This window comes from Paraburkholderia sp. 2C (genome assembly GCF_054589215.1).
The window spans coordinates 1-23,492 of record NZ_BAAILL010000046.1 but is presented as its reverse complement, the minus strand read 5'-3'; the positions used below and the strand labels follow the sequence as shown (position 1 = coordinate 23,492).

Below are 23,492 nucleotides of genomic sequence, written 5' to 3'. Positions count from 1 at the left end.
GAACCCGGCCCCGCCTCAGTTAGAATCGCCAGCGTTCTGTAAGCGATCTGGAGTGCGATCGATGCGATTGGCGATGCAACGCGGGACCCGTCGACGGACATGGCGAACAGCATGTTTGACGTTCGTCATGCTTTGCGGCCTGGCCGCGCTCGCATGGCATGCCGATGCGGCTCGCATCGCGCAGGTATCGCCGCAAGGCAAGGTCGCGCAGGTGCGCCAGGTCGTCGTCAAGTTCGATCAGGCGATGACGGCTTTCGGCGCCGCGAATGCCGCGGCGCCCGCGCGCGTGCATTGCGACGACGCATCGGCCAGTGCCGGCAGCGGCCGCTGGATCGATGCCAAAACATGGGCGTGGGACTTCAAGGCCGATCTGCCGCCCGGCATGCGCTGTTCGATCGACCTCAACGATGCGTTGAAATCGTCGTCCGGCGAGGCACTGACCGGCCCGCGCCGCTTCGCGTTCGAAACCGGCGGCCCGTTCGTGCAGAGCGTGATGCCCGGTGGCGGCGAAATCGAAGAAGACCAGGCATTTATCGTGCGTCTGAACGGCCCGGCCACCGATACTTCGGTACGCGAACATATCTGGTGCGAATCGAGCGGCCTCGGCAATCGCATTCCGGTCAAGGCGGCCGACGCCTCGGTGCGCACCGCCCTGCTCGCGCGCTTTCGCTTGCAGAAGGACGCCGCGCGCATCCTGACGCTGCAATGCCAGCAGACGCTGCCGTCGGGCACGAAGATGCAGCTCGTCTACGGCGCCGGCGTCGCAAGCCCGAGCGGCCTCGCCAACGATGTCGAGCGGCGCTTCGACTACACCGTGCGCGAACCGTTCGCCGCGAGCTTCTCGTGCGAACGCGAAAACGCGAAGGCGCCGTGCACGCCATTGCGTCCGCTGCGTGTGAAGTTCAACGCACCGATCGCGCGTGCCGACGCCGAAAAAATCCGGCTCAACGTCCGAGAAGGAAACATTCAGGAAAACAGCGCGGGCAGTACCCGGGCAAGCATCGCCCCAACTTTCGCGCCTGACGATAAAAGCACGGAGGTCGACACCGTCGAATTCGCCGCGCCCTTGCCCGAGCATGCCGAACTGACTATCGACGTGCCCGCGCATCTGAAAGACGTCAGTGGCCGCGCGCTATCGAATGCCGATCTCTTTCCGCTGAAGACCACGACCGCGCCGCTACCGCCGCTTGCGAAGTTTTCATCGGGCACGTTCGGCATTATCGAGCGCTATGCGGAGCCCGATATGCCCGCGCTCGTGCCTGTCACGCTGCGCAACGTCGAAGCGGACCTGCATGTCGAAGGACTCAACGCAGGCAGCACGCAGTTCAGCGAAATGCGCGTCGATGCGGACGCCGACATCCGCCGCTGGATGCGCGTCGTCGATCGCTTCGATCAGTATGGAATGACGCGCGAATCGATCGCGAGGCTGATGCCGGATCTCCTCGATCACAATCCGGATCCGGTGTGGGTGCCGCGTACGCCCGATGAAACCCCGGACAACGCCCAGGCAAATAGCGGGCGCGACCGTCTGATCGACGTGCGCTCGCTGTCGCTGCTCGCCGGCCAGCGCGGCGTCGAGACGCTGACCCTGCCGAAGGCCGACCCGAAAACGCTGAGGCCATTCGAAGTGGTCGGCGTGCCGATCAAAAAGCCGGGCTTCTATGTAATCGAGCTTGCCTCGCCGGCACTCGGCGCATCGCTGCTTGCGAAACCCGCACCGATGTACGTGCGTACGGCCGTGCTCGTGACAAACCTCGGCGTGCATTTCAAGCAGGGGCGCGAGAACGGCGTCGTCTGGGTAACGACGCTCGACAAGGGCCAGCCCGTGCCGAATGCCGATATCCGCGTCAGCGACTGCAACGGCAGCGAACTCGCGTCCGGTAAAACCGACGCACGCGGACTGCTCACCATCGGCAAGCCATTGCAAACGCCCGCGCGCTGCAACGACGGCAACGACGAGGGGCTGTTCGTTTCCGCGCGTATCGACGATCCGCAGACCGGCCCGGACATGGCGTTCGTGCGTTCCGAATGGAATCGCGGCATCGAGTCGTGGCGCTTCAATGTCCCGACCGATATGAGCCGCGGCGCAACGGTCCGGGCGCATACGATTTTCGATCGCACGCTGCTGCGCGCGGGCGAAACGGTATCGATGAAGCACATGTTGCGCGTCGAGACGTTAAACGGCTTCGCGTTGCCGAAGCGATACCCGGCACGCGTGACGATTCGCCACCTCGGCAGCGGGCAGACCTATCATCTGCCGTTGCGATGGGCCGCCGATCACACCGCGGACTCCACCTTCGCGATTCCAGCCGCGGCGAAGCTCGGCGAATACAGCGTCTCGCTCGACGATGGCGACCCGAGCACGCCTTCCGGCAGCGATGCAAACGATGGCGCGGACGACGATAACGCCGACAGCGATGCCAGCAGCGGCACTGCACCGCACATAAACTACGAATCGGGCAGCTTTCGCGTCGAAGCGTTCCGCCTGCCCGTATTGAAAGGCACGATCGCGGTTCGCGATGAAAAAGCGCATCCGCTGGTCGCCGCGCGCGAGGCGCCGCTCGCCTTGCAGATCGACTATGTCTCGGGCGGCGCGGCATCGGGCCTGCCGGTGCAGGTCTCGGCGCTGATCAGAAGCACCTCTCCCGCATTCGCGGACACGTATCCGGACTTCAGCTTCACGCCGTATCGCAAGCCGTCCGACGACAATGCTTCGTCATCCCGATACGAGGACGGCGACGACAGCGACACATCATCTTCATCGAATGAAGACACCGCCAGGCTCGTCGCCGACAAGGAGCCCGTCACGCTCGAGCGCAACGGTTCCGGCACGCTGACGCTGAAGAACCTGCCGCCGCTCGATGCGCCCGAACGCCTTGTGCTCGAAGCGACATTCGCCGACCCGAACGGCGAGGTGCAAACGATCAGCGGCGGCACCACGCTGTGGCCCGCCGCGGTCGTCGCCGGCGTGAAGTCGGGGCAATGGGTGTCGGTCGGCCATACGGTGCCGGTCAAGGCGCTGGCCGTCGATCTGCAAGGCAAGCCGCGCGCAGGCGTCGCGCTCGACGTGCGCGCCATCGCACGCATCACGATCAGTTCGCGCAAGCGGATGGTCGGCGGCTTCTATGCGTACGACAACCACACCGAAACACGCGACCTCGGCACGCTCTGCAGCGGCACGAGCGACGCGCACGGCTTGCTGTCGTGCGAGGCGACACTGCGCGAAGCGGGCAATATCGATCTCGTCGCGACCGCGAAAGACGGCGACGGCCGCCCGTCGACCGCAACCACCTCGGTGTGGGTCACGCGTGCCGACGAACTGTGGTTCGGCGGCGACAACACGGACCGCATCGACGTATTGCCGGAAAAAACCCGCTACGAGCCCGGCGAAACCGCACGCTTCCAGGTGCGCATGCCGTTCCGCTTCGCGACCGCGCTCGTCGCGGTCGAGCGCGAGGGCGTGATCGACACGCGTGTCGTGCAACTGAACGGCACCGATCCGACGATCGAACTCAAGGTGGAAGAGGCGTGGGGGCCGAACGTCTACGTCTCGGTGCTCGCGCTGCGCGGACGAATTCGCGACGTGCCGTGGTATTCGTTCTTCACCTGGGGCTGGAAAGCGCCGCTCGAATGGGCGCGTGCGTTCTGGTATGAAGGCCGTCACTACGAACCGCCCACGCCGCTCGTCGATCTGTCGAAGCCCGCATTCCGCTACGGCGTCGCGCAAATCAAGGTCGGCACGGCCGCGCACCGGCTCGCGGTGAGCGTGACGCCCGATGCGCAAACCTACACAGTGCGCGGCAAAGCGCACGTGAAGCTGCGCGTGCAGATGCCCGGCGGCGCGCCCGCGCCGGCCGGCACGCAAATCGCGGTCGCCGCCGTCGACGAAGCCTTGCTCGAACTGATGCCGAACCGCAGTTGGGATCTGCTCGACGCGATGCTGCAACAGCGCGCGTACGGCGTCGAGACGTCGACGGCGCAGATGGAAATCGTCGGACGCCGGCATTTCGGCCGCAAGGCGGTGCCTGCCGGCGGCGGCGGTGGACACGTGGCCACGCGCGAATTGTTCGACACCCTGCTGCTATGGAATCCGCGCGTCACGCTCGATGGTGAGGGCACGGCATCGGTCGATGTGCCGCTCAACGATTCACTGACGCGCTTCCGGATCGTCGCGATCGCCGCGGTCGGCACGGGCACGTTCGGCACGGGCAGCGCAACGATTCGCAGCACGCAGGATTTGCAGCTCATTTCCGGGCTGCCGCCGCTCGTACGCGAAGGCGATCGGTTCCGCGCGCAATTCACGGTGCGCAATACGACGGCGCGCGCAATGAAGGTGGTAGTCAATGCAAATGCGCCGGGACTTGCGTTGCCATCGCAAACGGTCGATATCGGGCCGGATTCGGCGCGCGAGGTTGCGTGGAACGTGACGACGCCCGATGGGCTTGCCGATGCGGCACTGCCGGCGCTCACATGGAACGTGAGCGCAACCGCGCTGGCGGGGTCATCATCGGCCGCACCCCATGCGTCAGACTCGTTGAAAATCACCGAGCGCGTCGCCGCGGCGATTCCGGTCACAGTCCAGCAGGCGACGCTCGCGCAAGTCGACGGCACGCTGTCGGTACCGATCGCCGCGCCGCCCGATGCGAGCGCCGGCAGCAACGGCGCCGTGCGCGGCGGCATTGCGGTGTCGCTGCAGCCGAAACTCGCGGACGGTTTGCCCGGCGTCCGGCGCTGGCTCGAACGCTATCCGTACACGTGCCTCGAACAGCAGAGCTCGCGCGCCCTCGGGCTGCGCGATGCGCAACTTTGGCAGTCGGTGATCGCGAAGATGCCTGTGTATCTCGATCGCGACGGCCTCGCGAACTACTTCCCGCCCGGCGACGATAGCCGCAATACCGGCAGCACGGTGCTGAGCGCGTATCTGCTGGCAGCCAGCGACGAGGCGGCGAAGCTCGATGCGCGCTTCGCGCTGCCGGACGACTTGCGCGGCAAGCTCGAGGCGGGCCTCACCGCCTTCGTCGAAGGCCGGATCGAACGCAACGCCTGGGCGCCGCGCAAGGATCTCGATCTGCGCAAGCTGGCCGCGCTCGACGCGCTGTCGCGCTATGGCGCGGCTACGCCGCGCATGCTCGACTCGATCGAGATCGCGCCGAACCAGTGGCCGACGTCGGCGGTGCTCGACTATTACGCGGTGCTCTCGCGCGTCAAGGATGTCGCCGGGCGCGCAGACAAACTCACTGAGCTCGAGCAGATCCTGCGCACGCGGCTCACGTACCAGGGCACACGGCTCACGTTCTCGACCGAAGCCGGCGATGACCTGTGGTGGCTCATGACCGGCCCCGAAACGAATGCGGCACGTCTTGCTCTTACATTCGTCGATGCGCCGGAATGGAAAGACGAGATGCCGCGTTTGATGAGCGGGCTGCTCGCATTGCAGCGCAACGGCGCCTGGCAAACCACAACGTCGAATGTCTGGGGCACCCTCGCCGTCGAGCGCTTTTCGCGTGCGTTCGAAAGCGCGCCGGTGACCGGACGCACGACGGTGCGGCTTGGCGCAATCGACAGAACGATTGCGTGGAACGCGGCAGCGGCTTCTGCTGTTGCGGCATCCGCCGCCTCCACTGCTGCTGCCGCTGTGCCCGGTTCCGCGGCTTCTGCCGCTCCTGGTGCGTCGCACGCGCAGGGCGCAGCCGCGAGCACCTCTCCCGGCAACGCCACACGCAGCACGCTCCTGCCGTGGCCGCCTGCCGCACCGGGTACGCAACCGCTCACGCTCACGCAGGAAGGCACCGGCAAGCCATGGGCGACCATCGAAAGCCTCGCCGCGGTCGCACTGAAAGCGCCATTCGCCGCGGGCTACCGGATCACGAAGACCGTCACGCCGCTCGATCCGGCCGTCAAAGGCGTCTACACGCGTGGCGACGTCGTGCGTGTGCATCTCGATATCGATGCGCAAAGCGATATGACGTGGGTCGTCGTCGACGATCCGGTGCCGGCCAGTGCGACAGTCCTCGGCTCGGGACTCGGCCGCGATTCGCAAACCGCGGTGCTGGGGGAAAACCGGACCGACCAAACCGACGAAAACACGCCACGCACTGCGTGGCCCACGTTTATCGAACGCGGCTTCGACGCATATCGCGCGTACTACGAGTTCGTGCCGAAGGGCCGCTTCTCGATCGAGTACACGATGCGGCTCAATAACGCCGGCACGTTCGGTCTGCCGCCGACACGCGTCGAGGCGCTTTACGCGCCATCGGCTTATGGCGCTTGGCCGAATGCGCCGGTTGTCGTGCAGCAGGCGGCGGCGACGGGCGCAACGCCTCAGGCGTCCGCGTCGGCTCCGTCTACCGCCGCTTCCGCTTCTGCGACGGCGAGGCAGTAGCAGCGAACGGGACGAACTCACCATGCGCCGCCCGCCTACCTCGCCACGAAGCCGACCCGCGCAGCCACGCGCGGTCGTGCGCGCGGTGGTTGCATGCGCAACCTTGTGCGCAGCGCTGACACCGCTCGCCGCTTACGCACTGCCGACCTTCGACGACGTGCGCACACACTGGCGCAGTTCCGACTGGCTGCTGTTATCGCGCGACGGCGAGACGCTGCAGCGCACGCGCGTCGATCTGAGCGAGCGGCGCGGCGAATGGGTTGCGCTCGCCGATGTCTCGCCGGCGCTGCGCGAAGCGATCGTCGTATCCGAAGACAAGCGCTTCTACGAGCACAGCGGCGTTGACTGGCGCGGCGCGGCCGCGGCCGCTTGGGGCAACTTGTGGAATACGCGCACGCGCGGCGCGTCGACGGTCACGATGCAATTGTCAGGGCTGCTCGACGACGACCGCCGTCGCTCGGGGCAACGCTCGCTCGCGCAGAAGGCCGGCCAGGCCTTCGATGCCTTGCGTCTCGAACGCAGCTGGCGCAAGGATCAGATCCTCGAGGCCTATCTGAATCTCGTGCCGCTGCGCGGCGAGACGGTCGGATTGTCCGCGCTGTCGCTGACGCTATTCGGCAAGGCGCCTTCGGGGCTCGACGATCGCGAAGCCGCCGTGGCCGCGGCGCTCGTGCGCGCGCCCAATGCGCCGTATCCGAAAGTCGCCGCGCGCGCCTGCCGGATTTTGCGCGACATGCACGCGGCCGCGCGCTGCACGAATCTCGACAGCTTCGTGCAGCTGGCGTTCGCCCGCCCTGCGCCCGCGTTGCTGAGCACGTCGCCCGCCGCGGAATCGCTCGCGCCGCACTTCGCGCGCCGTGTCGCGGGTGAAATGCAGCCGGCCGCGGGCGCGCGCATCCGCTCGACGCTCGATGCGAACCTGCAGCGCCTTGCCCGCGATACGCTCACGCGCACGCTTGCGGAACTGAACGCGCGCGCGCATCCGCGCAATGTGCACGACGGCGCGGTGGTCGTGCTCGACAATACGAGCGGCGACGTGCTCGCGTGGGTAGGCTCGTCCGGTGGTCTGTCGGCCGCGCCCGATGTCGATGCCGTGCTCGCGCGCCGCCAGGCCGGTTCGACATTGAAGCCGTTTCTGTACGCCGAAGCCATCGACGAGCGCCGCGTGACGACCGCGACGCTGCTCGACGATGCGCCGCTCGATCTGCCGGCAGGCGGGGGCCTCTATATTCCGCAGAACTACGACAAGGGCTTCAAAGGCTGGGTCAGCGTACGCACGGCGCTCGGTTCGTCACTGAACGTGCCCGCGGTGCGCACGCTCGTGATGGTCACGCCGCATCGCTTTGCGGACACGCTCGTCGCACTCGGCCTGCCGCTCGAACAAAGCGGCGACTACTACGGCTACAGCCTCGCGCTAGGCAGCGCGGACGTGACGCTGCTGTCGCTGACCAACGCGTATCGCGCGCTGGCCAATGGCGGTGTCGTGTCGCCGGTTGTGGATCTCGCGATGCGGCCGCGAGCGGCGGGCGGGAGCGGGAGCGGGAGCGGGAGCGGCAACGGCAACAGCGCAGCGTTTGAGCCACATCGCGTATTCAGCGTCGATGCGAGCTTTATCGTGACCTCGGTGCTGTCCGACAACAATGCACGCACGCGCACGTTCGGCTTCGACAGCCCGCTCGCCACACGCTTCTTCTCAGCGGTCAAAACCGGCACAAGCAAAGACATGCGCGATAACTGGACGATCGGCTTCACGTCGCACTACACGATCGGCGTCTGGGTCGGCAACGCGGACGGCACGCCGATGTGGGACGTGTCGGGTGTGACGAGCGCATCGCCTGTCTGGGCCGCCGTCGCCGGGTATCTGCACCGGCGCGTGACCAGCACGCCGCCTGCGCCGCCTGCTGGCGTGGTCCGCACGCATGTGACCTTCGAGCAGGCGCTCGAACCCGCGCGAGACGAATGGTTCCTGCGCGGCACGCAAATGCCGGTGGTCGCGCTGTCGGCGGGCGCGCGTGGCGACCAAGCCGCCAACTCACTCGCATTGCCGGTCACGCCGCCGGTCGCAGCAGACACGACGACAGCGGCAACCGCGTCGCCCGCCGCCGCGCCGCGTATCGGCGCACCGGCTGACGGCACGCTGTTCGCACTCGATCCCGACATCCCGCCCGCGAACCAGCGCATCGCGTTCGAACGCGCGAACGGCACATCGGAGCGCAGTTCGTGGCAGCTCGACGGCAAGCGGCTCGGCCATGCGCAACGCGTATTGTGGCCGCCGTGGCCCGGGCGTCACGTTCTCGAACTCGTCGATGCTAACGGCCGCATCGCCGATAGCGTGCGCTTCGAAGTGCGCGGTGCGACCGCGCGCGCGGTTACTGCGCGCTCACCTTCGAGCCATCCGCGCGCATCGGCCGCTGCGTCAGCCATCTCCTCCTCTGCCACCGCGGCCACCAACCCATTGCGCAGATGATTCGATCCGCATGGCCGGTCCGACATGGCATCCGACGGATCAAAGCGGACTCCCGCACCTCACAGCACCTCACAGCAGCTCACAGCAGCTCACAGCAACTGAAGGCGACTCAACGCCGCACCAAGCGGCCAGAAACGCCTTCGAGTCGCACCATATGGCATGACAAATCAACGGTTTTCGCAATAGTGCCGCATAAAGTGTCCTATGCTTGAGTCGCAGTGCTTGCTGACTGGATGCGCGGTCCGTTCCCGGCCTCATTTGCCCTCGATGGAGTGCTTGCCATGTTGAAGAAGCTCTGGATGCTGTGCGTTGCGCTCGTTCTCGTATTGTGTGCGGGCCTCGCCGCCGCGGTCGAAGTGAACACGGCCGATCAGGCCGCGCTCGAATCGGTCAAGGGTATCGGCCCTGTCCACGCGAAGGCGATCATCGACGAACGCACAAAAAATGGCCCCTTCAAGGATGCCGACGATCTGGCGGCTCGCGTCAAAGGCATCGGCTCGAAGTCGGTGAAAAATCTCGAAGCGGCGGGTTTGACGATCAACGGCTCGGGCGCGCCGCCAACAGGCGCGGCAAAGTCGACGTCGAAATCGACGAAGTCCGCACCGCAATCCGCCGCGACCACGGCCGAAGCGCCTGCTGCCAATGCACCCGCGTCCGCGTCGGGCACCAAGGCATCGAAATCGAAGAAGAAGGGCAAGGCCGCGGCATCAGCGCCTGCGGCATCGGGCGCTTGACGATAGCCTGCGTATCGACGCGCAACCGTCTTTTACGATTGACTTGATGTTCAGGTGTACTGTGTCGTCCTTTGCTGGCCAGCGTCGTTCCGCGACGTTGCTTTGATGGCCAGTGCCGCCGCGCCGCTCGTTGCATGCGCAACGAACTTTGCGGAGGTTTCCGTGCCGCGCGTTGCTCGCGGCGTTTTCCCCCAACCGGCCGCATGACGTGCGCCGGCCTTCAGGAGAGACAGTCATGAGCCTACTCGACACGATCGGTTCGATGTTCGGCAAATCGCCACAAGGCGGTGGAAGTCAGCAGGCGCTCGTCGCCAGCGTGCTCGAATTCATCAACAACCAGCCGGGCGGTCTGAACGGGTTGATCCAGCGCTTCCATGAAAATGGCGCCGGCGAGATTATCAGTTCGTGGATCGGCACCGGCGAAAACAAGGCCATCAGCGCCGATATGCTGCACAACGTGCTCGGTTCGGAAACCGTCACGAATCTCGCGGCAAAGACTGGCGTCGAACCCGAGCAGGTAACGGGGCTGCTGTCGCAAGTCCTGCCGCATGTGGTCGACGCCGCGACGCCGAACGGCGAAGTGCCCGCCGACGGCAAGGTCGAACCGTCGAACCTGACGGGCGCGTTGAGCGCGCTGTCAGGGTTGTTCGGCAACAGGAACGCGTAGCCCTGCGACCCGATCGCGTGCGAGGCGGCACCTGAACAGCACGCCGCCTCGCGCCTCGATCGCGCGCGAGCCCATCCTCGCGAATCGAGGCGAAGCTACGGGTTCTGTTGCAGGAGTGGCTGAAGTTGCTGCAACTCGCGCTCGATATCATCCACGCGCGCTCGTACGCGTGCGAGTTCCGGTGCGATCTGACTCAACTCACGTTCGATCGCGGACCGGTCAGCGGCAAGTCGATCGATTTGTTGCCTCATCTGCGCAAGGTCTCGCGACACTTGCTCTGCTGGCGCATGTCTTCGGTATGCGTCCGCCCCCTCGCTGCCCCCGGGCGGTTGCCCCCCGAGCGCGGACAGGCGCGATGTCAGGTCGGCCACATTGCGTGAAACTTCGTCCTGCCTGGCCCTCAGTTCGTAAAGTTGCTGACGGAATTGGGCTTCACGACTCACAGCCCGGTCCAGCTCATGCAGCAAGCTCTGGCGGTGGTCCTGCAAGCCATGCACTCTTGCAGTGATGCCCGCGCGGTCGGGGGCATCGCCGAACCCGCCTCCCTTGAGGCCCGTCCAATCGCCGAACTGCCAATCGCCGTTCTCTGCCGGAACCACGTAAAACGATCGCCCTTGCGGATCAGCCGGACCGGTAACGCGGCAAGCGCCGTTAGCGTCGATCGCGACCGCATACGCTTTACCGTCGTGCACGATAAATTTCTGACCGCTGTGCGCGTCCGCGAACACACCGGGGCGCACTGACGTGTTGTATTCCGCGGGCATTGCGGACATGTCAAACCCCGCGGGCCAGGCAGGCTGGCGCGGCATACCCCACGCGTCCGTTCGCGGCGTCGATCCGTTCACGCGCCCGCCCGCTCCGACGATTGCCAATGGCGGGCCGCTGGCCGTTCCGGTCGGGCCGGTGCGAATGCGCGGCGCCTCCGTACCGCCGTCGGGTCCATTGCCCCGTTGCGACTCGACGTTCATCGGATGTTCGCCGCGGCCGGAAGAGACCGGCGGCACGGGATGGGTAGCCGGATATTCATGATATCCGTCATATGAAATCGACAAAGGCATAGATTCCTCCCGTCAATAGGTGACGACGTTTGCGACGCGCGATACCATTCGCGCCTCGACGCTGATGCGAGAACGGGCATCGCGCCACGCAAGACACTTGAGCTGCGGATGCGCTTGCGGCACATGTGTCGCACTGTCATGTGTCAGCGAGCGGAACATCGAGCATCTCCACGCGTGGCGATAGACAAATGCTAGAGCCTCGCAGGCGGCCATGTGCAATGCCGGGGCATCGATACAAAAAAAGCGGGCAACGAATCGCTTCGTTGCCCGCCCTGGCGGCCGCGTAAGAGCTCGCCTCGGAAGATCGTGGTTCAGGACGCGGCCCGAACCCGTCCGGACTCAATGCACGACGCGCTCGAACACCAGCTTGCCGTTTCTCACATCGACCGGAATCACATCCTTCGGTCCGAATTTGCCCGCGAGAATCAGCTTCGCGACCGGATTCTCGATCTCCTGCTGGATCGCGCGCTTGAGCGGCCGCGCACCGAACAGCGGATCGTAGCCGACCTTGCCGATCAGCTCGAGCGCCTCGTCGGAGACAACGAGCTGCATATCGAGCTTCGCGAGCCGGTCATGCACACGCTCGAGCTGGATCTTCGCGATCGACTCGATATTCGAGCGATCGAGCGCGTGGAACACGACGACATCATCGATCCGGTTCAGGAACTCGGGTCTGAAGTGCAGCTTCACCTCTTCCCACACGGCGTCCTTCACCGCCTCCTGCGGCTCGCCGACCATCGACTGAATGACCTGCGAACCGAGATTCGACGTCATCACGATCACCGTGTTCTTGAAGTCGACGGTGCGACCCTGGCCATCGGTCATGCGCCCGTCGTCGAGCACCTGCAGCAGCACGTTGAACACATCCGGATGCGCCTTTTCGATCTCGTCGAGCAGGATCACGCTATACGGCTTGCGCCGCACCGCTTCGGTCAGGTAGCCGCCTTCCTCGTAGCCGACATAACCCGGCGGCGCGCCGATCAGCCGCGCGACGCTGTGCTTCTCCATGAATTCGCTCATGTCGATCCGGATCAGATGCTCTTCCGAATCGAACAGGAACGAGGCGAGCGCCTTGCAGACTTCGGTCTTGCCGACGCCCGTCGGTCCGAGGAACAGGAATGAACCGTACGGACGGTTCGGATCCGACAGACCGGCGCGCGAACGGCGGATCGCATCGGCGACCGCGCTGATCGCTTCGTCCTGGCCCACGACGCGCTGATGCAGCTTTTCTTCGATCTGCAGCAGCTTCTCGCGTTCGCCCTGCATCATTCGCGCGACCGGAATGCCCGTCGCGCGCGACACGACCTCGGCGATTTCCTCGGCGCCGACCTGCGTGCGCAGCAGACGCGGACGCGTCGGGTTGTTCTGCTCCTGCGCTTCGGCCTGCGTGACCTGTTTGAGCCGTGCCTCGAGTTGCGGCAGCTTGCCGTACTGCAATTCGGCGACCTTCTCGAGCTTGCCTTCGCGTTGCAGCCGCGCGATTTCGGCGCGCGTCTTCTCGATCTCTTCCTTGAGCTGCGCGCCGCCCTGCACCGCCGCCTTTTCGGCGGTCCAGATCTCTTCGAGATCCGAATATTTGCGGTCGAGCTGCTCGATCTCTTCCTCGATCAGCTGCAAACGCTTCTGCGACGCTTCGTCCTTCTCCTTCTTCACCGCTTCGCGCTCGATCTTCAGCTGGATGCGGCGGCGATCGAGCCGGTCCATTTCTTCGGGCTTCGAATCGATTTCCATCTTGATCTTCGACGCCGCTTCGTCGATCAGGTCGATCGCCTTGTCCGGCAGAAAGCGGTCGGTGATGTACCGATGCGACAGCTCCGCGGCGGCGACGATCGCCGGGTCCGTGATATCGACGCCGTGGTGCAGCTCATAGCGCTCCTGCAAGCCGCGCAGAATCGCGATCGTCGCTTCGACGCTCGGCTCGTCGACGAGCACTTTCTGGAAGCGCCGTTCGAGCGCCGCATCCTTCTCGATGTACTTGCGGTATTCGTCGAGCGTGGTCGCGCCGACACAGTGCAGTTCGCCGCGCGAAAGCGCCGGCTTCAGCATGTTTCCCGCGTCCATCGCGCCCTCGGCCTTGCCCGCGCCGACCATCGTGTGGATTTCGTCGATAAACACGATGGTCTGGCCTTCGTCCTTCGCGATATCGTTGAGCACGGCCTTCAGGCGTTCTTCGAATTCGCCGCGGTACTTCGCGCCCGCCAGCAGCGCCGCCATGTCGAGCGACAGCACACGCTTGCCCTTCAGCGTCTCCGGCACTTCGCCGTTGACGATGCGCTGCGCGAGCCCTTCGACGATCGCCGTCTTGCCGACGCCCGGCTCGCCGATCAGCACCGGGTTGTTCTTCGTGCGGCGCTGCAGGATCTGGATCGAGCGGCGGATTTCATCGTCGCGGCCGATCACGGGGTCGAGCTTGCCGGCGCGCGCGCGTTCGGTCAGATCGATCGTGTATTTCTTCAACGCTTCGCGCTGGCTCTCGGCGTCCTGGCTGTGCACCTGCGAGCCGCCGCGCACGGCAACGATCGCCGCTTCGAGCGATTTGCGCGTGAGGCCATGTTCGCGCGCGAGACGCCCTGCTTCGCCTTTGTCGTCGGCGACGGCAAGCAGGAACATTTCGCTGGCGATGTACGTGTCGTTGAGCTTCTGCGCTTCCTTGTCGGCCTGATTCAACAGGCCCGTCAGTTCGCGGCCGATCTGCACGTTGCCGTCGGTGCCCTGCACCTGCGGCAACCGCGCGATCGCGTCGTTCAACGCGCTTTGCAGCGCCTGCGCATGCACGCCCGCCCGCGAAAGCAGCGAACGCGCGGAGCCGTCGGGCTGCGCGACGAGCGCCGCGAGCAAATGAACGGGCTCGATGTACTGATTGTCATGGCCGACCGCAAGGCTTTGCGCGTCCGCCAACGCTTCCTGGAACTTGGTGGTGAGTTTGTCGATTCTCACAGAGACCTCCAATTTCGAATGTCACCAAAGTGAGGGAGGTTATTCGCGTTTCAAGCGGTTTTTTGCGGCGGGAGACAACAATTGGCTCGATTGGGGGCGCCGGCGGCGCTAATCCGCCGCCGACGCCCAGCGCACGGGCTTCGGGCTACGGCCGGCGCGCGGCCTGCGGCTTGATGCCGCGTCGCGTGCGGGCGAGCGCCGTGGCGGCGCTTACGCGTCGGGAGAGACCGGGACGATCGATGCGACCGGCACCACGGCGGGCATCAGACCAAGCAATCTCAGCAGCGGATCGCTCGGCTGGGCGATATCGCCGATCGTATGGCGGTCGAGCTCGGCGAAAAAAGCATCGCGCGCGCTCTCGAACACGCCCTTCAGGCGGCAGTTAGACCGGATCGTACAGTCGCGATGCGAGCCGTCGCCATCGGGCAGACAGGCGACGAGCGCGAAGTCGCTCTCGGCCGCGCGCACCACCTCGCCAACCGTCAGCGCCGACGAGTGCTCGTACAACCGCAGCCCGCCATTGCGCCCGCGCACCGTCTCGACCCATCCGAGTTCAGCGAGTCGCTGGACGACCTTCATCAGATGATTCTTGGAGATTCCGTACGAATCGGAAATGTCCTGGATCGTTGCAAGCCCCTCAGGGCGTACGGCGAGGTACAGCAGCACACGCAACGAGTAGTCGGTATAGTCTGTCAGTCTCATGTATGCCAAGTCGCGATCGGCGAAGGCGGGGCCGCACAAAAGCCGGGTCTCGTCCTTTCCAAGGTTGCCGTGAACGCTGTTTATCGCATGCTGTATCGCACGTCTGATTACAATAAGATGCTTGCAATACGCATCTTATTGCTGCGTTTTGCGTGTTATTTCGCGTAACTATAAACGTTATGGTTTCTTTGCATACGGTCTTTTTTACCAGATTGATGATGTCTTTTTGCATTTGACCGCCCAATATGGGTCGTCCGCCTGACTTGTGATCGTTGAATGAACCCGTCTTTCGAGCCTGCCGCGGCCGTCGTGCGGCAATCCGAACCAACTGAAGCGAACATCCGCGCACTCGTCTACGCGTTCTACGACCGCGTGCGCGCCGATGCGCTGCTCGGGCCGGTCTTCGAGCAGAAGATCGCGGGGCGCTGGGACGAACATCTGCCGAAGATGTGTCTGTTCTGGGGCAGTCTCGTGCTCGGCTCGAAGCAGTACCGCGGTAATGTGCAGCAGGCGCATCAGCCGCTGGAGGGCATCGAGCCGCGGCATTTCAGCCGGTGGCTCTACCTGTTTCTCGACACGGTCGAGGCGCGCTACGCGCCCGCCGCGGCGGTGCGCTTCATGGAGCCCGCGCTGCGTATCGCGCAGAGCCTGCAGTTGAGCAGGTTCGGGTGGGACTACGAAATTCCCGCGGAGCAGAAGGCCTTGCTCGAGCGGGTGGCGCCGGGACGGCAAAAGAAGGACGACGACGCGGCGCACGCGTTACCGTCGCGGCCGAGCGGCGAGCCGTTTCCGGCGAAGTTCATCGGACGCGGACGGGATGACGGGTAAGCGCCGTCTGAATGTGCGCTAGGGGGTGCGTTAGTGGGTGCATTAGCAGGCGCATTAGCAGGCGCCGCCAGCACGCAGCGTGATCAGCGGGCGCGCCGCAGCGAAGCACGCATCCCGGCGTGTCACTCCGGCTTCGTGTTGCCCGAAGCCAAACCCCAGCGCTCGAGCGCCTTATCGTCGGTCACGCGCGCATCGACCCAGCGCTCGCCGTGTTCGGTTTTCTCTTTCTTCCAGAACGGCGCGTGGGTCTTCAGATAATCCATCACGAACTCGCACGACGCGAATGCGTTGCCGCGATGCGCCGACGTCGTGGCGACGAGCACGATCTGGTCGAGCGGATAAAGCTTGCCGACGCGATGCACGATCAGCACGTCGGTGCCCGGCCACCGCTCGCGCGCGGCATCGACAATGCCTTCGAGCGACTTCTCGGTCATGCCCGGGTAGTGCTCGAGCTCCATCGTCTCGACCGTGCTGCCCTCGTTGAGGTCGCGCACGGTGCCGATAAAGCACGCGACCGCGCCGACTTTCGGATTTTGCGCGCGCAGCGCGGCAAGCTCCGTCGAGACGTCGAAGTCTTCGGTCTGAACGCGCACCGTCATCGCCTGCTCCTAACCGCCCGTGACCGGCGGGAAAAACGCGACTTCGCAGCCGTCGGTGATACGCGTGCCGGCATCGGTCATCACATGATTGCAGGCCATGCGCAGCGCGCGCCCTTCGGCGAGCGTATCGGCCCAGATGCCGCCGCGTACGCGCAACCATGCGCGCACGTCGCCGACGGTCGCGACTTCAGCCGGTACGTCGACCGCTTCGTCGGACCGGCCGAGCGCTTCGCGCACACTTGCAAAATATCTGAGCTGGATTTTCATCGGCGGCTTCGGTTCAATCGGGACGGACCTCATAGGTCCTAGTTCAGCAGTTCGGAAAACGGAATAAAGCGCACGGTCTCGCCGGCGCTGATCGCATGATTCGGCGGATTGTCGATGAGCCCGTCGCCCCAGACGGTGGACGTCAGCACCGCGGAACTCTGGTTCGGGAACAGGTCCAGGCCGCCCGCCGGATTGACGCGCGCGCGCAGGAACTCGTTGCGGCGATCGCCCTTCTGCTGCGTGAAATCGGCGCGCAGCGACAGCGCGCGCGGTGTCACGGTGCGCACGCCGGCAAGGCGCAGCACGAACGGCCGCACGAACAGCAGGAAAGTCGCGAAGCTCGAGACCGGGTTGCCCGGCAGGCCGATGAAGAATGTCTCGGTACGTGCGCTCGCCGTGCTCGTGGCGCGTGCGGCGCTTGCCGCCTCGGCACCACCGGCACCACCAGCATCAACGCCACCCGCAGCGCGCCGCACGGCGCCGAACGCAAGCGGCTTGCCCGGCTTCATCGCGATCTGCCACATCGACAGCCGTCCCTCCGCCTCGACCGCCGGCTTCACGTGATCCTCCTCGCCCACCGACACGCCGCCGCAGGTCAGAATCAGATCGTGTTCGCGCGCGGCATCGCGCAGCGTCGCGCGTGTCGCATCGAGCTGGTCGGGCACGATGCCGTAGTCGGTCACGTCGCAGCCGAGCCTGTCGAGCAGCCCGCGCAGCGTGAAGCGGTTCGAGTTGTAGATCGCGCCCGGCTTCAACGGCTCGCCGGGCATCGTCAATTCGTCGCCGGTGAAGAACACCGCGACTTTCACCCGGCGCATCACGCGCAGCTCCGCGCAGCCGACCGAGGCGGCCAGCCCGAGCGCCTGCGGCGTAAGGCGCGTGCCGGCCGGCAGGATCACCGCGCCGCGGCGAATATCGGCGCCTTGCTGCGTGATCCATTCGCCGGCCTTCGGCGTATGCAGCAGCGTCACTTCGTTGCCGGCTGTTTCGGTTTGCTCCTGCATCACGATCGCGTCGGCGCCGGGCGGCACGGTCGCGCCGGTGAAGATGCGCGCCGCGGTGCCCGCCGCGAGCGGCTGCGGCGCGTGGCCGGCCGGAATACGCTGCGACACGGCGAGGCGCCGGTCGCCGTGCGCGAGATCGGCAATGCGCACCGCGTAGCCATCCATGGAGCTCGTGTGCATCGGCGGCACGTCGAGCGGCGAGATCACATCCGCCGCCAGCACGCGGTTGAGCGCATCGAGCGTGGGCAGCGTTTCTTCGCCGTCGATCTGCACGGCGGCGCCGAGCAGGGTGGCGAGGGCATCGGCGGTCGACAGCATCGGGGCGCGAGGTACGGCAGGCGTGGGCGTGGACATCGGCTGATTGGCGCGGGCGGGGACGGAAAGGTTATTTATTGTAGTGCGCCCGTCTAAGGCGTGACAGACCCGGCGACAGACCGTGCCACAAACGCCTTGACGCGTTCGGCGTCGGCCGGCAGCACATCGAAGCGCTGCGGCAATGCCTCCAGCCCGACGAACGCCGCGGGCCGCTCCGGCTCGCGCAACAGCGCCTCGCGAATCGTTTCGCCGAATTTGATCGGCTGCGCGGTCTCGAGCACGATCATCGGAATGCCCGCCTGCAGATGCTCGCGCGCCACCTTGAGGCCATCGGCCGTATGCGTGTCGATCATCGTGTCGTAGCGTTCGAACACATCGCGAATCGTCTCGACGCGGCTCGCATGCGTGCTGCTGCCCGACACGAAGCCGAACTGCCGCACGCGCGCGAAATCGCCGCTTGCCGCGAGATCGAAACCGCCCTTTTCCTCGACATCGCGGAATAGCTGCAGCACGCGCGCCGGGTCGCGGCCGAGCAGATCGAACACGAAGCGCTCGAAGTTCGACGCCTTCGAGATATCCATGCTCGGGCTGCTCGTGTGATACGTCTCGGCGGACTTGCGCACGCGATAGATACCGGTGCGGAAGAATTCGTCGAGCACGTCGTTTTCGTTGGTCGCGACGACGAGCTTCTCGATCGGCAGGCCCATCATCCGCGCGATATGCCCGGCGCAGACGTTGCCGAAGTTGCCCGACGGCACGGTAAACGACACGCGCTCATCATTGGACTTCGTCGCGGCAAAATAGCCCTTGAAGTAATAGACGACCTGCGCCACCACGCGCGCCCAGTTGATCGAATTGACGGTGCCGATTTTGTGTGCGGCCTTGAACGCGTGATCGTTCGACACGGCCTTCACGATATCCTGGCAATCGTCGAACACGCCCTCGACGGCGATATTGAAGATGTTCGGGTCCTGCAGGCTGTACATCTGCGCGGTCTGGAACGCGCTCATCTTCTTGTGCGGCGACAGCATGAAGACGCGAATGCCCTGTTTGCCGCGCATCGCGTATTCGGCCGCGCTGCCCGTGTCGCCCGAGGTCGCGCCGAGAATATTCAGCGTTTCGCCGTGCCTGGCGAGCGTGTACTCGAACAGGTTGCCGAGCAGTTGCATCGCCATGTCCTTGAACGCGAGCGTCGGCCCGTTCGACAGTTCGAGCAGCGCGAGCGGCGCGCCGTCTTCCATGCCAAGCGTTTTCAGGGGCGTAATCTGCGCGGCCTGTTCGTCGTCGCGCACGTTGCAGTAGGTCTGCGCGGTGTACGTGCGGCGTGTCAGTTCGTGCAGATCCGCGGCGGGGATGTCGTCGCTGAATTTCGACAGGATCTCGAACGCGAGGTCGGCGTACGGCAGCGTGCGCCAGCGCGCCAGTTCCTCGCCGGACACGCGCGGATACGCGGACGGCAGATACAGGCCGCCGTCTTTCGCGAGGCCGCCGAGCAGAATGTCGGAAAACGAATGGCGCTCGCCTGCTCCGGCGCCGCGCGTGGAAATGTAGTTCATGAGAAAAGTCCGCTCGAATTCAGTTCAACGATTCCATGCGCAGTTTCGTCACCTTCGAGACGACGGTACGCAATGCCTCGATGCCCGCGATCGCCGCATTGACGTTCTTTTCGACCGTCTCGTGCGTGATCAGGATGATGTCCGTTTCGCCCTTGCCGTGATCGTCGACCTGCTCCGACTCTTTTTGCAGCAACGCGTCGATCGAAATGCCCGTGTTCGCGAGAATGCGCGTGATATCGGCCAGCACGCCCGTCACATCGGCCACGCGCAGACGCAGATAGTAGCCGCTCGTCACTTCGTCGATCGGCAGGATCGGGGTGTCGGAGAGCCGGTCGCGCTGGAACGCGAGATGCGGCACGCGATGCTCGGGATCCGCCGTGTGCAGCCGCGTCACATCGACGAGGTCCGCCACCACCGCCGACGCCGTCGGCTCCGCGCCCGCGCCCTTGCCATAGTAAAGCGTCGTGCCAACCGCATCGCCATGCACGACCACCGCGTTCATCGCGCCTTCGACATTCGCCAGCAGGCGCTTGGTGGGAATCAGCGTCGGGTGCGTGCGCAGTTCGATGCCCTTGGCGGTGCGGCGCGTGATGCCGAGCAGCTTGATCCGGTAGCCGAGCTCTTCCGCATAACGGATGTCGATGGCCGCGAGCTTGCTGATGCCTTCGACGTACGCCTTGTCGAACTGCACGGGCACGCCGAACGCGATCGCGCTCATGATGGTCGCCTTGTGCGCGGCATCGACGCCTTCGATATCGAACGTCGGATCGGCTTCGGCATAGCCGAGATCCTGCGCCGCCTTCAGCGCCGTGGCGAAATCGAGGCCGCGATCGCGCATCTCCGACAGAATGTAGTTCGTCGTGCCGTTGATGATGCCGGCGATGTACTCGATGCGGTTCGCCGTCAGGCCTTCGCGCAGCGCCTTGATGATCGGGATGCCGCCCGCCACCGCGGCTTCGAACGCGACCATCACGCCGTTCTTGTGCGCGGCCTCGAAAATCTCGGTGCCGTGCACGGCGAGCAGCGCCTTGTTCGCCGTCACCACATGCTTGCGATTCGCGATCGCGCGCAACACGAGTTCGCGCGCAATCCCCGTGCCGCCGATCATTTCCGCCACGATGTCGATCGACGGATCGTCGACGAGCGCGTTGAAGTCGTCGGTCACCGCGACGCTCGACGCACTGGCGCCATCCGCGTTCGCGAGCGCGCTTTTCGCCTTCGCCGGATTACGCACGGCAATCCGCGCAATCTCGATGTCGCGGCCGGCCCGCCGTTTGATTTCTTCCTGATTGCGGCGCAGCACCGTATAGGTGCCGCAGCCGACGGTGCCGAAGCCCAGCAATCCAACTTTGATCGGTTCCATGCAGCGTGTGTGTTTCTAGTGAGAGTTTGAGGGAACGGGTAAGCGCCGGTTGTGTATTTTAGGCCGCCCCGTCAGGCCGCGTGCCGCTTGCGGTAGCCGTCGAGAAAGCGCGCGATCCGGTTGATCGAGTCCGCGAGGTCATCGACGTTCGGCAGGAACACCACACGGAAGTGATCCGGCGACTTCCAGTTGAAGCCTGTGCCCTGCACCAGCAGCACGCGCTCTTCGAGCAGCAGGTCGAGGATGAATTGCTGGTCGTTGTGGATCGGATAAAGCTTCGGATCGAGCCGCGGAAACATGTAAAGCGCCGCTTCCGGTTTCACGCAGGTCACGCCTGGAATGGCGGTCAGCATGTCGTAGGCGAGTTCGCGCTGCCTGAAAAGCCGCCCGCCCGGCGCAATCAGTTCGTTGATGCTCTGATAGCCGCCAAGCGCGGTCTGAATCGCGTATTGGCCCGGCACGTTCGGGCACAGCCGCATCGAAGCGAGAATGCCCAAGCCTTCGAAATAGTCCTTCGCGCGGCGCCGGTTATCGCCCGCCAGGCCCGACACCCACATCCAGCCGGCGCGGTAACCGCACGACCGGTAGCTCTTGGACAGACTGTTGAACGTGACCGTCAGCACGTCTTCGGACAGCGACGCGATGGCCGTATGCTCGCGGCCGTCGTAAACGATCTTGTCGTACACCTCGTCCGCGAAGATCACGAGGCCATGCTGGCGCGCGATGTCGATCAGCTCGAGCAGCAGCTCGTTCGAATACAGCGCGCCCGTCGGGTTATTCGGGTTGATCACGACGAGCGCGCGCGTGTTCGGCGTGATCTTCGCGCGGATATCGTCGGGGTCCGGCATCCAGCGGTTCGACTCGTCGCAGATGTAGTGCACGGGCGTGCCGCCGGACAGGCTCACGCCCGCCGTCCACAGCGGGTAATCGGGGGCGGGCAGCAGCACTTCGTCGCCGTCGTTGAGCAGGCCCTGCAGCGCCATCACGATCAGTTCGGATGCGCCGTTGCCGATGTAGATATCGTCGAGTTCGACGCCGTGCACGCCCTTCTGCTGCGCGTAATGCATGATCGCTTTGCGCGCCGCGAACACGCCTTTCGAATCGGAGTAACCGGACGATGTCGGCAGATTCAGGATCATGTCCTGAATGATCTCGTCCGGGGCGTCGAAGCCGAACGGCGCGAGGTTGCCGATGTTCAGCTTGATGATGCGATGGCCTTCCTCTTCGAGCCGCTTCGCGTGTTCGAGAACGGGCCCGCGAATGTCGTAGCAGACATTCAGAAGCTTGTTGGATTTGAGTATAGGTTTCACGGCGGGCACTTCGTCCTGGTGAGGGTGCTGCCCCGGACGCCGCTGCCGTCTTGCCGGGTCTTGCCGGTCGCGGACCGCGCCGCGCGGGCTGCCGCGGCCCGGCAACGCTTGATGGAACGCAGCGATATCGCGGGAGTAAAGCGCGCGAAACTGACCACGCGCGCAACAAAAATGGAACAAACGAACCGCAAAAACGCCCGGAACGCTCTGGAACACGCGCGCGGAACAAACGCGCAGGCAATCAGCCAAACCCGATGAAGGCGCGATTCAGGCGCTGCGTACCTCGCCTGCCTGGCTCGCTGATGAGAGACGCGCGCGGCGCTGATGGCGACGCACACAGCGCAAAGGGCCGCCGGGCGGCTGTAGGGTAGCCCCCTTTCCTCTCGGAAAAGGGGCCCCCTTGGAACTGTACGTGCGGCTTTCACCGCATACAGCTCGAGCCTACAAACAATGCCTCGTCTATAACGGAGCCGGCTTCGATACTACAAGTTTACCAGCGTGCACTTGCTGATGGCAGTGCGGGTGAAGCAGCACCCGGTTAGACAACGCGTCCGACCCGCCATGCATCCGATATTCAAGATGATGGTCATGCCAGCCGGTGTCGTCCGTCAAGGCGCAGCCACAGTGCGCACACAACCCACTCTGTGACATATATAGCGTCGCCCATTGCTTCCGGTAGCGCACCGATTGCCACATGCGCTCCTGACGCAACTGTTCGCCATACTGCTCCCACGTCGGATCAAAGGGGTGGTAATCCCCTTTCACCTTCTTGTGCCGTTTGATAACCGTACCGTTGATCTGGTACAGCTCAAACAGTCCTTTGCTGCCGTCTTTCCAAACCACGGGAGCAGCGAACACCCACTGACGCTCGCCAACTGAGTGGAAGTACTTCTGCCCCACCCAGCGGGCGTTCTTCTGCGGATGCCGCCTCTTTGACCACCACCAGAGTCTCCGAAAAACCAGATACTCCATGCGGTTGTACGCCTGCTTGGCAACCACCGGACTGTGATACTGCGCCCAGCCCCGTAGCATCGGGTTCAGCAAGCGGATCAGATCCTCCTGCTTCACCGTCTTGTTACCGCTGATCGTTTCCGACACCTTGCGATAGAACGTCTGCACGTTCTTCTTACTCGGCTTGATAAGTAGTTTTCCCGAGTATTTCCGGAAATTCCACCCCAGGAAATCGAAGCCGTCGTCGATGTGGGTGATCCGCGTTTTCTCCTCCGACAGTTGCAGTCCCCGAACAGCAAGGAATGCTTCCACCCAAGGCCTGATCTCGCTTTCCAGCACCTCTTTCGAGTCA

Annotated in this window: 13 protein-coding genes and 2 pseudogenes; 5 read left to right on the top strand and 10 right to left on the bottom strand. The window is 64.7% G+C overall.

All coding sequences use genetic code 11. From position 1 onward, the window contains the following. Positions 1-73 precede the first annotated feature (73 nt). From ACYPXD_RS23775 to ACYPXD_RS23760, 4 genes and pseudogenes are all read left to right on the top strand, one after another. Positions 74-6,307 (top strand): annotated as a pseudogene (locus tag ACYPXD_RS23775) (alpha-2-macroglobulin family protein); the annotation flags it as partial. Between the two features lie 97 nt (positions 6,308-6,404). Then, positions 6,405-8,849 (top strand): penicillin-binding protein 1C, encoded by a 2,445-nt coding sequence (gene pbpC, locus ACYPXD_RS23770; protein ID WP_459716803.1) that lies wholly within the window; start codon positions 6,405-6,407, stop codon positions 8,847-8,849. 281 nt (positions 8,850-9,130) lie between these two features. Next, positions 9,131-9,580 (top strand): annotated as a pseudogene (locus tag ACYPXD_RS23765) (ComEA family DNA-binding protein); the annotation flags it as partial. A gap of 238 nt (positions 9,581-9,818) precedes the next feature. Further along, the gene (locus tag ACYPXD_RS23760) at positions 9,819-10,250 is read left to right on the top strand and encodes a YidB family protein (RefSeq protein ID WP_459716800.1); all 432 of its coding nucleotides are present in this window, start codon (positions 9,819-9,821) and stop codon (positions 10,248-10,250) included. 95 nt (positions 10,251-10,345) lie between these two features. Here the strand turns inward: ACYPXD_RS23760 and ACYPXD_RS23755 are convergent, their stop codons facing one another. The 3 genes from ACYPXD_RS23755 to ACYPXD_RS23745 form a co-directional block, all read right to left on the bottom strand. After that, positions 10,346-11,308 (bottom strand): hypothetical protein, encoded by a 963-nt coding sequence (locus ACYPXD_RS23755; protein WP_459716798.1) that lies wholly within the window; start codon positions 11,306-11,308, stop codon positions 10,346-10,348. Between the two features lie 339 nt (positions 11,309-11,647). Beyond that, complete coding sequence (gene clpB / locus ACYPXD_RS23750) at positions 11,648-14,245, bottom strand: ATP-dependent chaperone ClpB (protein WP_459716794.1); 2,598 nt, start codon at positions 14,243-14,245, stop codon at positions 11,648-11,650. A gap of 210 nt (positions 14,246-14,455) precedes the next feature. After that, positions 14,456-14,947: an Rrf2 family transcriptional regulator gene (locus ACYPXD_RS23745; RefSeq protein WP_459717056.1), complete on the bottom strand. Its 492-nt coding sequence runs from the start codon at positions 14,945-14,947 to the stop codon at positions 14,456-14,458. 276 nt (positions 14,948-15,223) lie between these two features. Here ACYPXD_RS23745 and ACYPXD_RS23740 point away from each other — a divergent pair, with 276 nt between their 5' ends. Next, positions 15,224-15,775 (top strand): group III truncated hemoglobin, encoded by a 552-nt coding sequence (locus ACYPXD_RS23740; protein WP_459716791.1) that lies wholly within the window; start codon positions 15,224-15,226, stop codon positions 15,773-15,775. A 122-nt stretch (positions 15,776-15,897) separates the two neighbouring features. On the opposite strand, the gene moaE is transcribed toward ACYPXD_RS23740, so the two are convergent. The 7 genes from moaE to ACYPXD_RS23705 all read right to left on the bottom strand — a co-directional run. Continuing rightward, positions 15,898-16,374, bottom strand: a complete 477-nt coding sequence (gene moaE, locus ACYPXD_RS23735) for a molybdopterin synthase catalytic subunit MoaE (protein WP_459716789.1) — start codon at positions 16,372-16,374, stop codon at positions 15,898-15,900. Positions 16,375-16,383: 9 nt separating this feature from the next. After that, positions 16,384-16,641: a molybdopterin converting factor subunit 1 gene (gene moaD, locus ACYPXD_RS23730; protein ID WP_459716786.1), complete on the bottom strand. Its 258-nt coding sequence runs from the start codon at positions 16,639-16,641 to the stop codon at positions 16,384-16,386. Positions 16,642-16,679: 38 nt separating this feature from the next. After that, positions 16,680-17,963 (bottom strand): molybdopterin molybdotransferase MoeA, encoded by a 1,284-nt coding sequence (locus ACYPXD_RS23725; RefSeq protein WP_459717054.1) that lies wholly within the window; start codon positions 17,961-17,963, stop codon positions 16,680-16,682. An 89-nt stretch (positions 17,964-18,052) separates the two neighbouring features. Beyond that, entirely contained in the window at positions 18,053-19,516 is a 1,464-nt protein-coding gene (gene thrC / locus ACYPXD_RS23720) for a threonine synthase (protein ID WP_459716784.1), read from the bottom strand. A 19-nt stretch (positions 19,517-19,535) separates the two neighbouring features. After that, entirely contained in the window at positions 19,536-20,879 is a 1,344-nt protein-coding gene (locus ACYPXD_RS23715) for a homoserine dehydrogenase (RefSeq protein ID WP_459716782.1), read from the bottom strand. Between the two features lie 71 nt (positions 20,880-20,950). Further along, entirely contained in the window at positions 20,951-22,198 is a 1,248-nt protein-coding gene (locus ACYPXD_RS23710; RefSeq protein ID WP_459716780.1) for a pyridoxal phosphate-dependent aminotransferase, read from the bottom strand. 450 nt (positions 22,199-22,648) lie between these two features. Further along, positions 22,649-23,492 (bottom strand): group II intron reverse transcriptase (locus ACYPXD_RS23705; protein WP_459716778.1); only part of this gene is annotated, 844 nt, incomplete at its 5' end.

Bases quoted from the DNA above. Each gene is read 5' to 3' on its own strand.
- pbpC (WP_459716803.1), top strand. From the start codon at position 6,405: ATGCGCCGCCCGCCTACCTCGCCACGAAGCCGACCCGCGCAGCCACGC.
- ACYPXD_RS23760 (WP_459716800.1), top strand. From the start codon at position 9,819: ATGAGCCTACTCGACACGATCGGTTCGATGTTCGGCAAATCGCCACAA.
- ACYPXD_RS23755 (WP_459716798.1), bottom strand. From the start codon at position 11,308: ATGCCTTTGTCGATTTCATATGACGGATATCATGAATATCCGGCTACC.
- ACYPXD_RS23745 (WP_459717056.1), bottom strand. From the start codon at position 14,947: ATGAGACTGACAGACTATACCGACTACTCGTTGCGTGTGCTGCTGTAC.
- ACYPXD_RS23740 (WP_459716791.1), top strand. From the start codon at position 15,224: ATGAACCCGTCTTTCGAGCCTGCCGCGGCCGTCGTGCGGCAATCCGAA.
- moaE (WP_459716789.1), bottom strand. From the start codon at position 16,374: ATGACGGTGCGCGTTCAGACCGAAGACTTCGACGTCTCGACGGAGCTT.
- moaD (WP_459716786.1), bottom strand. From the start codon at position 16,641: ATGAAAATCCAGCTCAGATATTTTGCAAGTGTGCGCGAAGCGCTCGGC.
- ACYPXD_RS23725 (WP_459717054.1), bottom strand. From the start codon at position 17,963: ATGCTGTCGACCGCCGATGCCCTCGCCACCCTGCTCGGCGCCGCCGTG.
- thrC (WP_459716784.1), bottom strand. From the start codon at position 19,516: ATGAACTACATTTCCACGCGCGGCGCCGGAGCAGGCGAGCGCCATTCG.
- ACYPXD_RS23715 (WP_459716782.1), bottom strand. From the start codon at position 20,879: ATGGAACCGATCAAAGTTGGATTGCTGGGCTTCGGCACCGTCGGCTGC.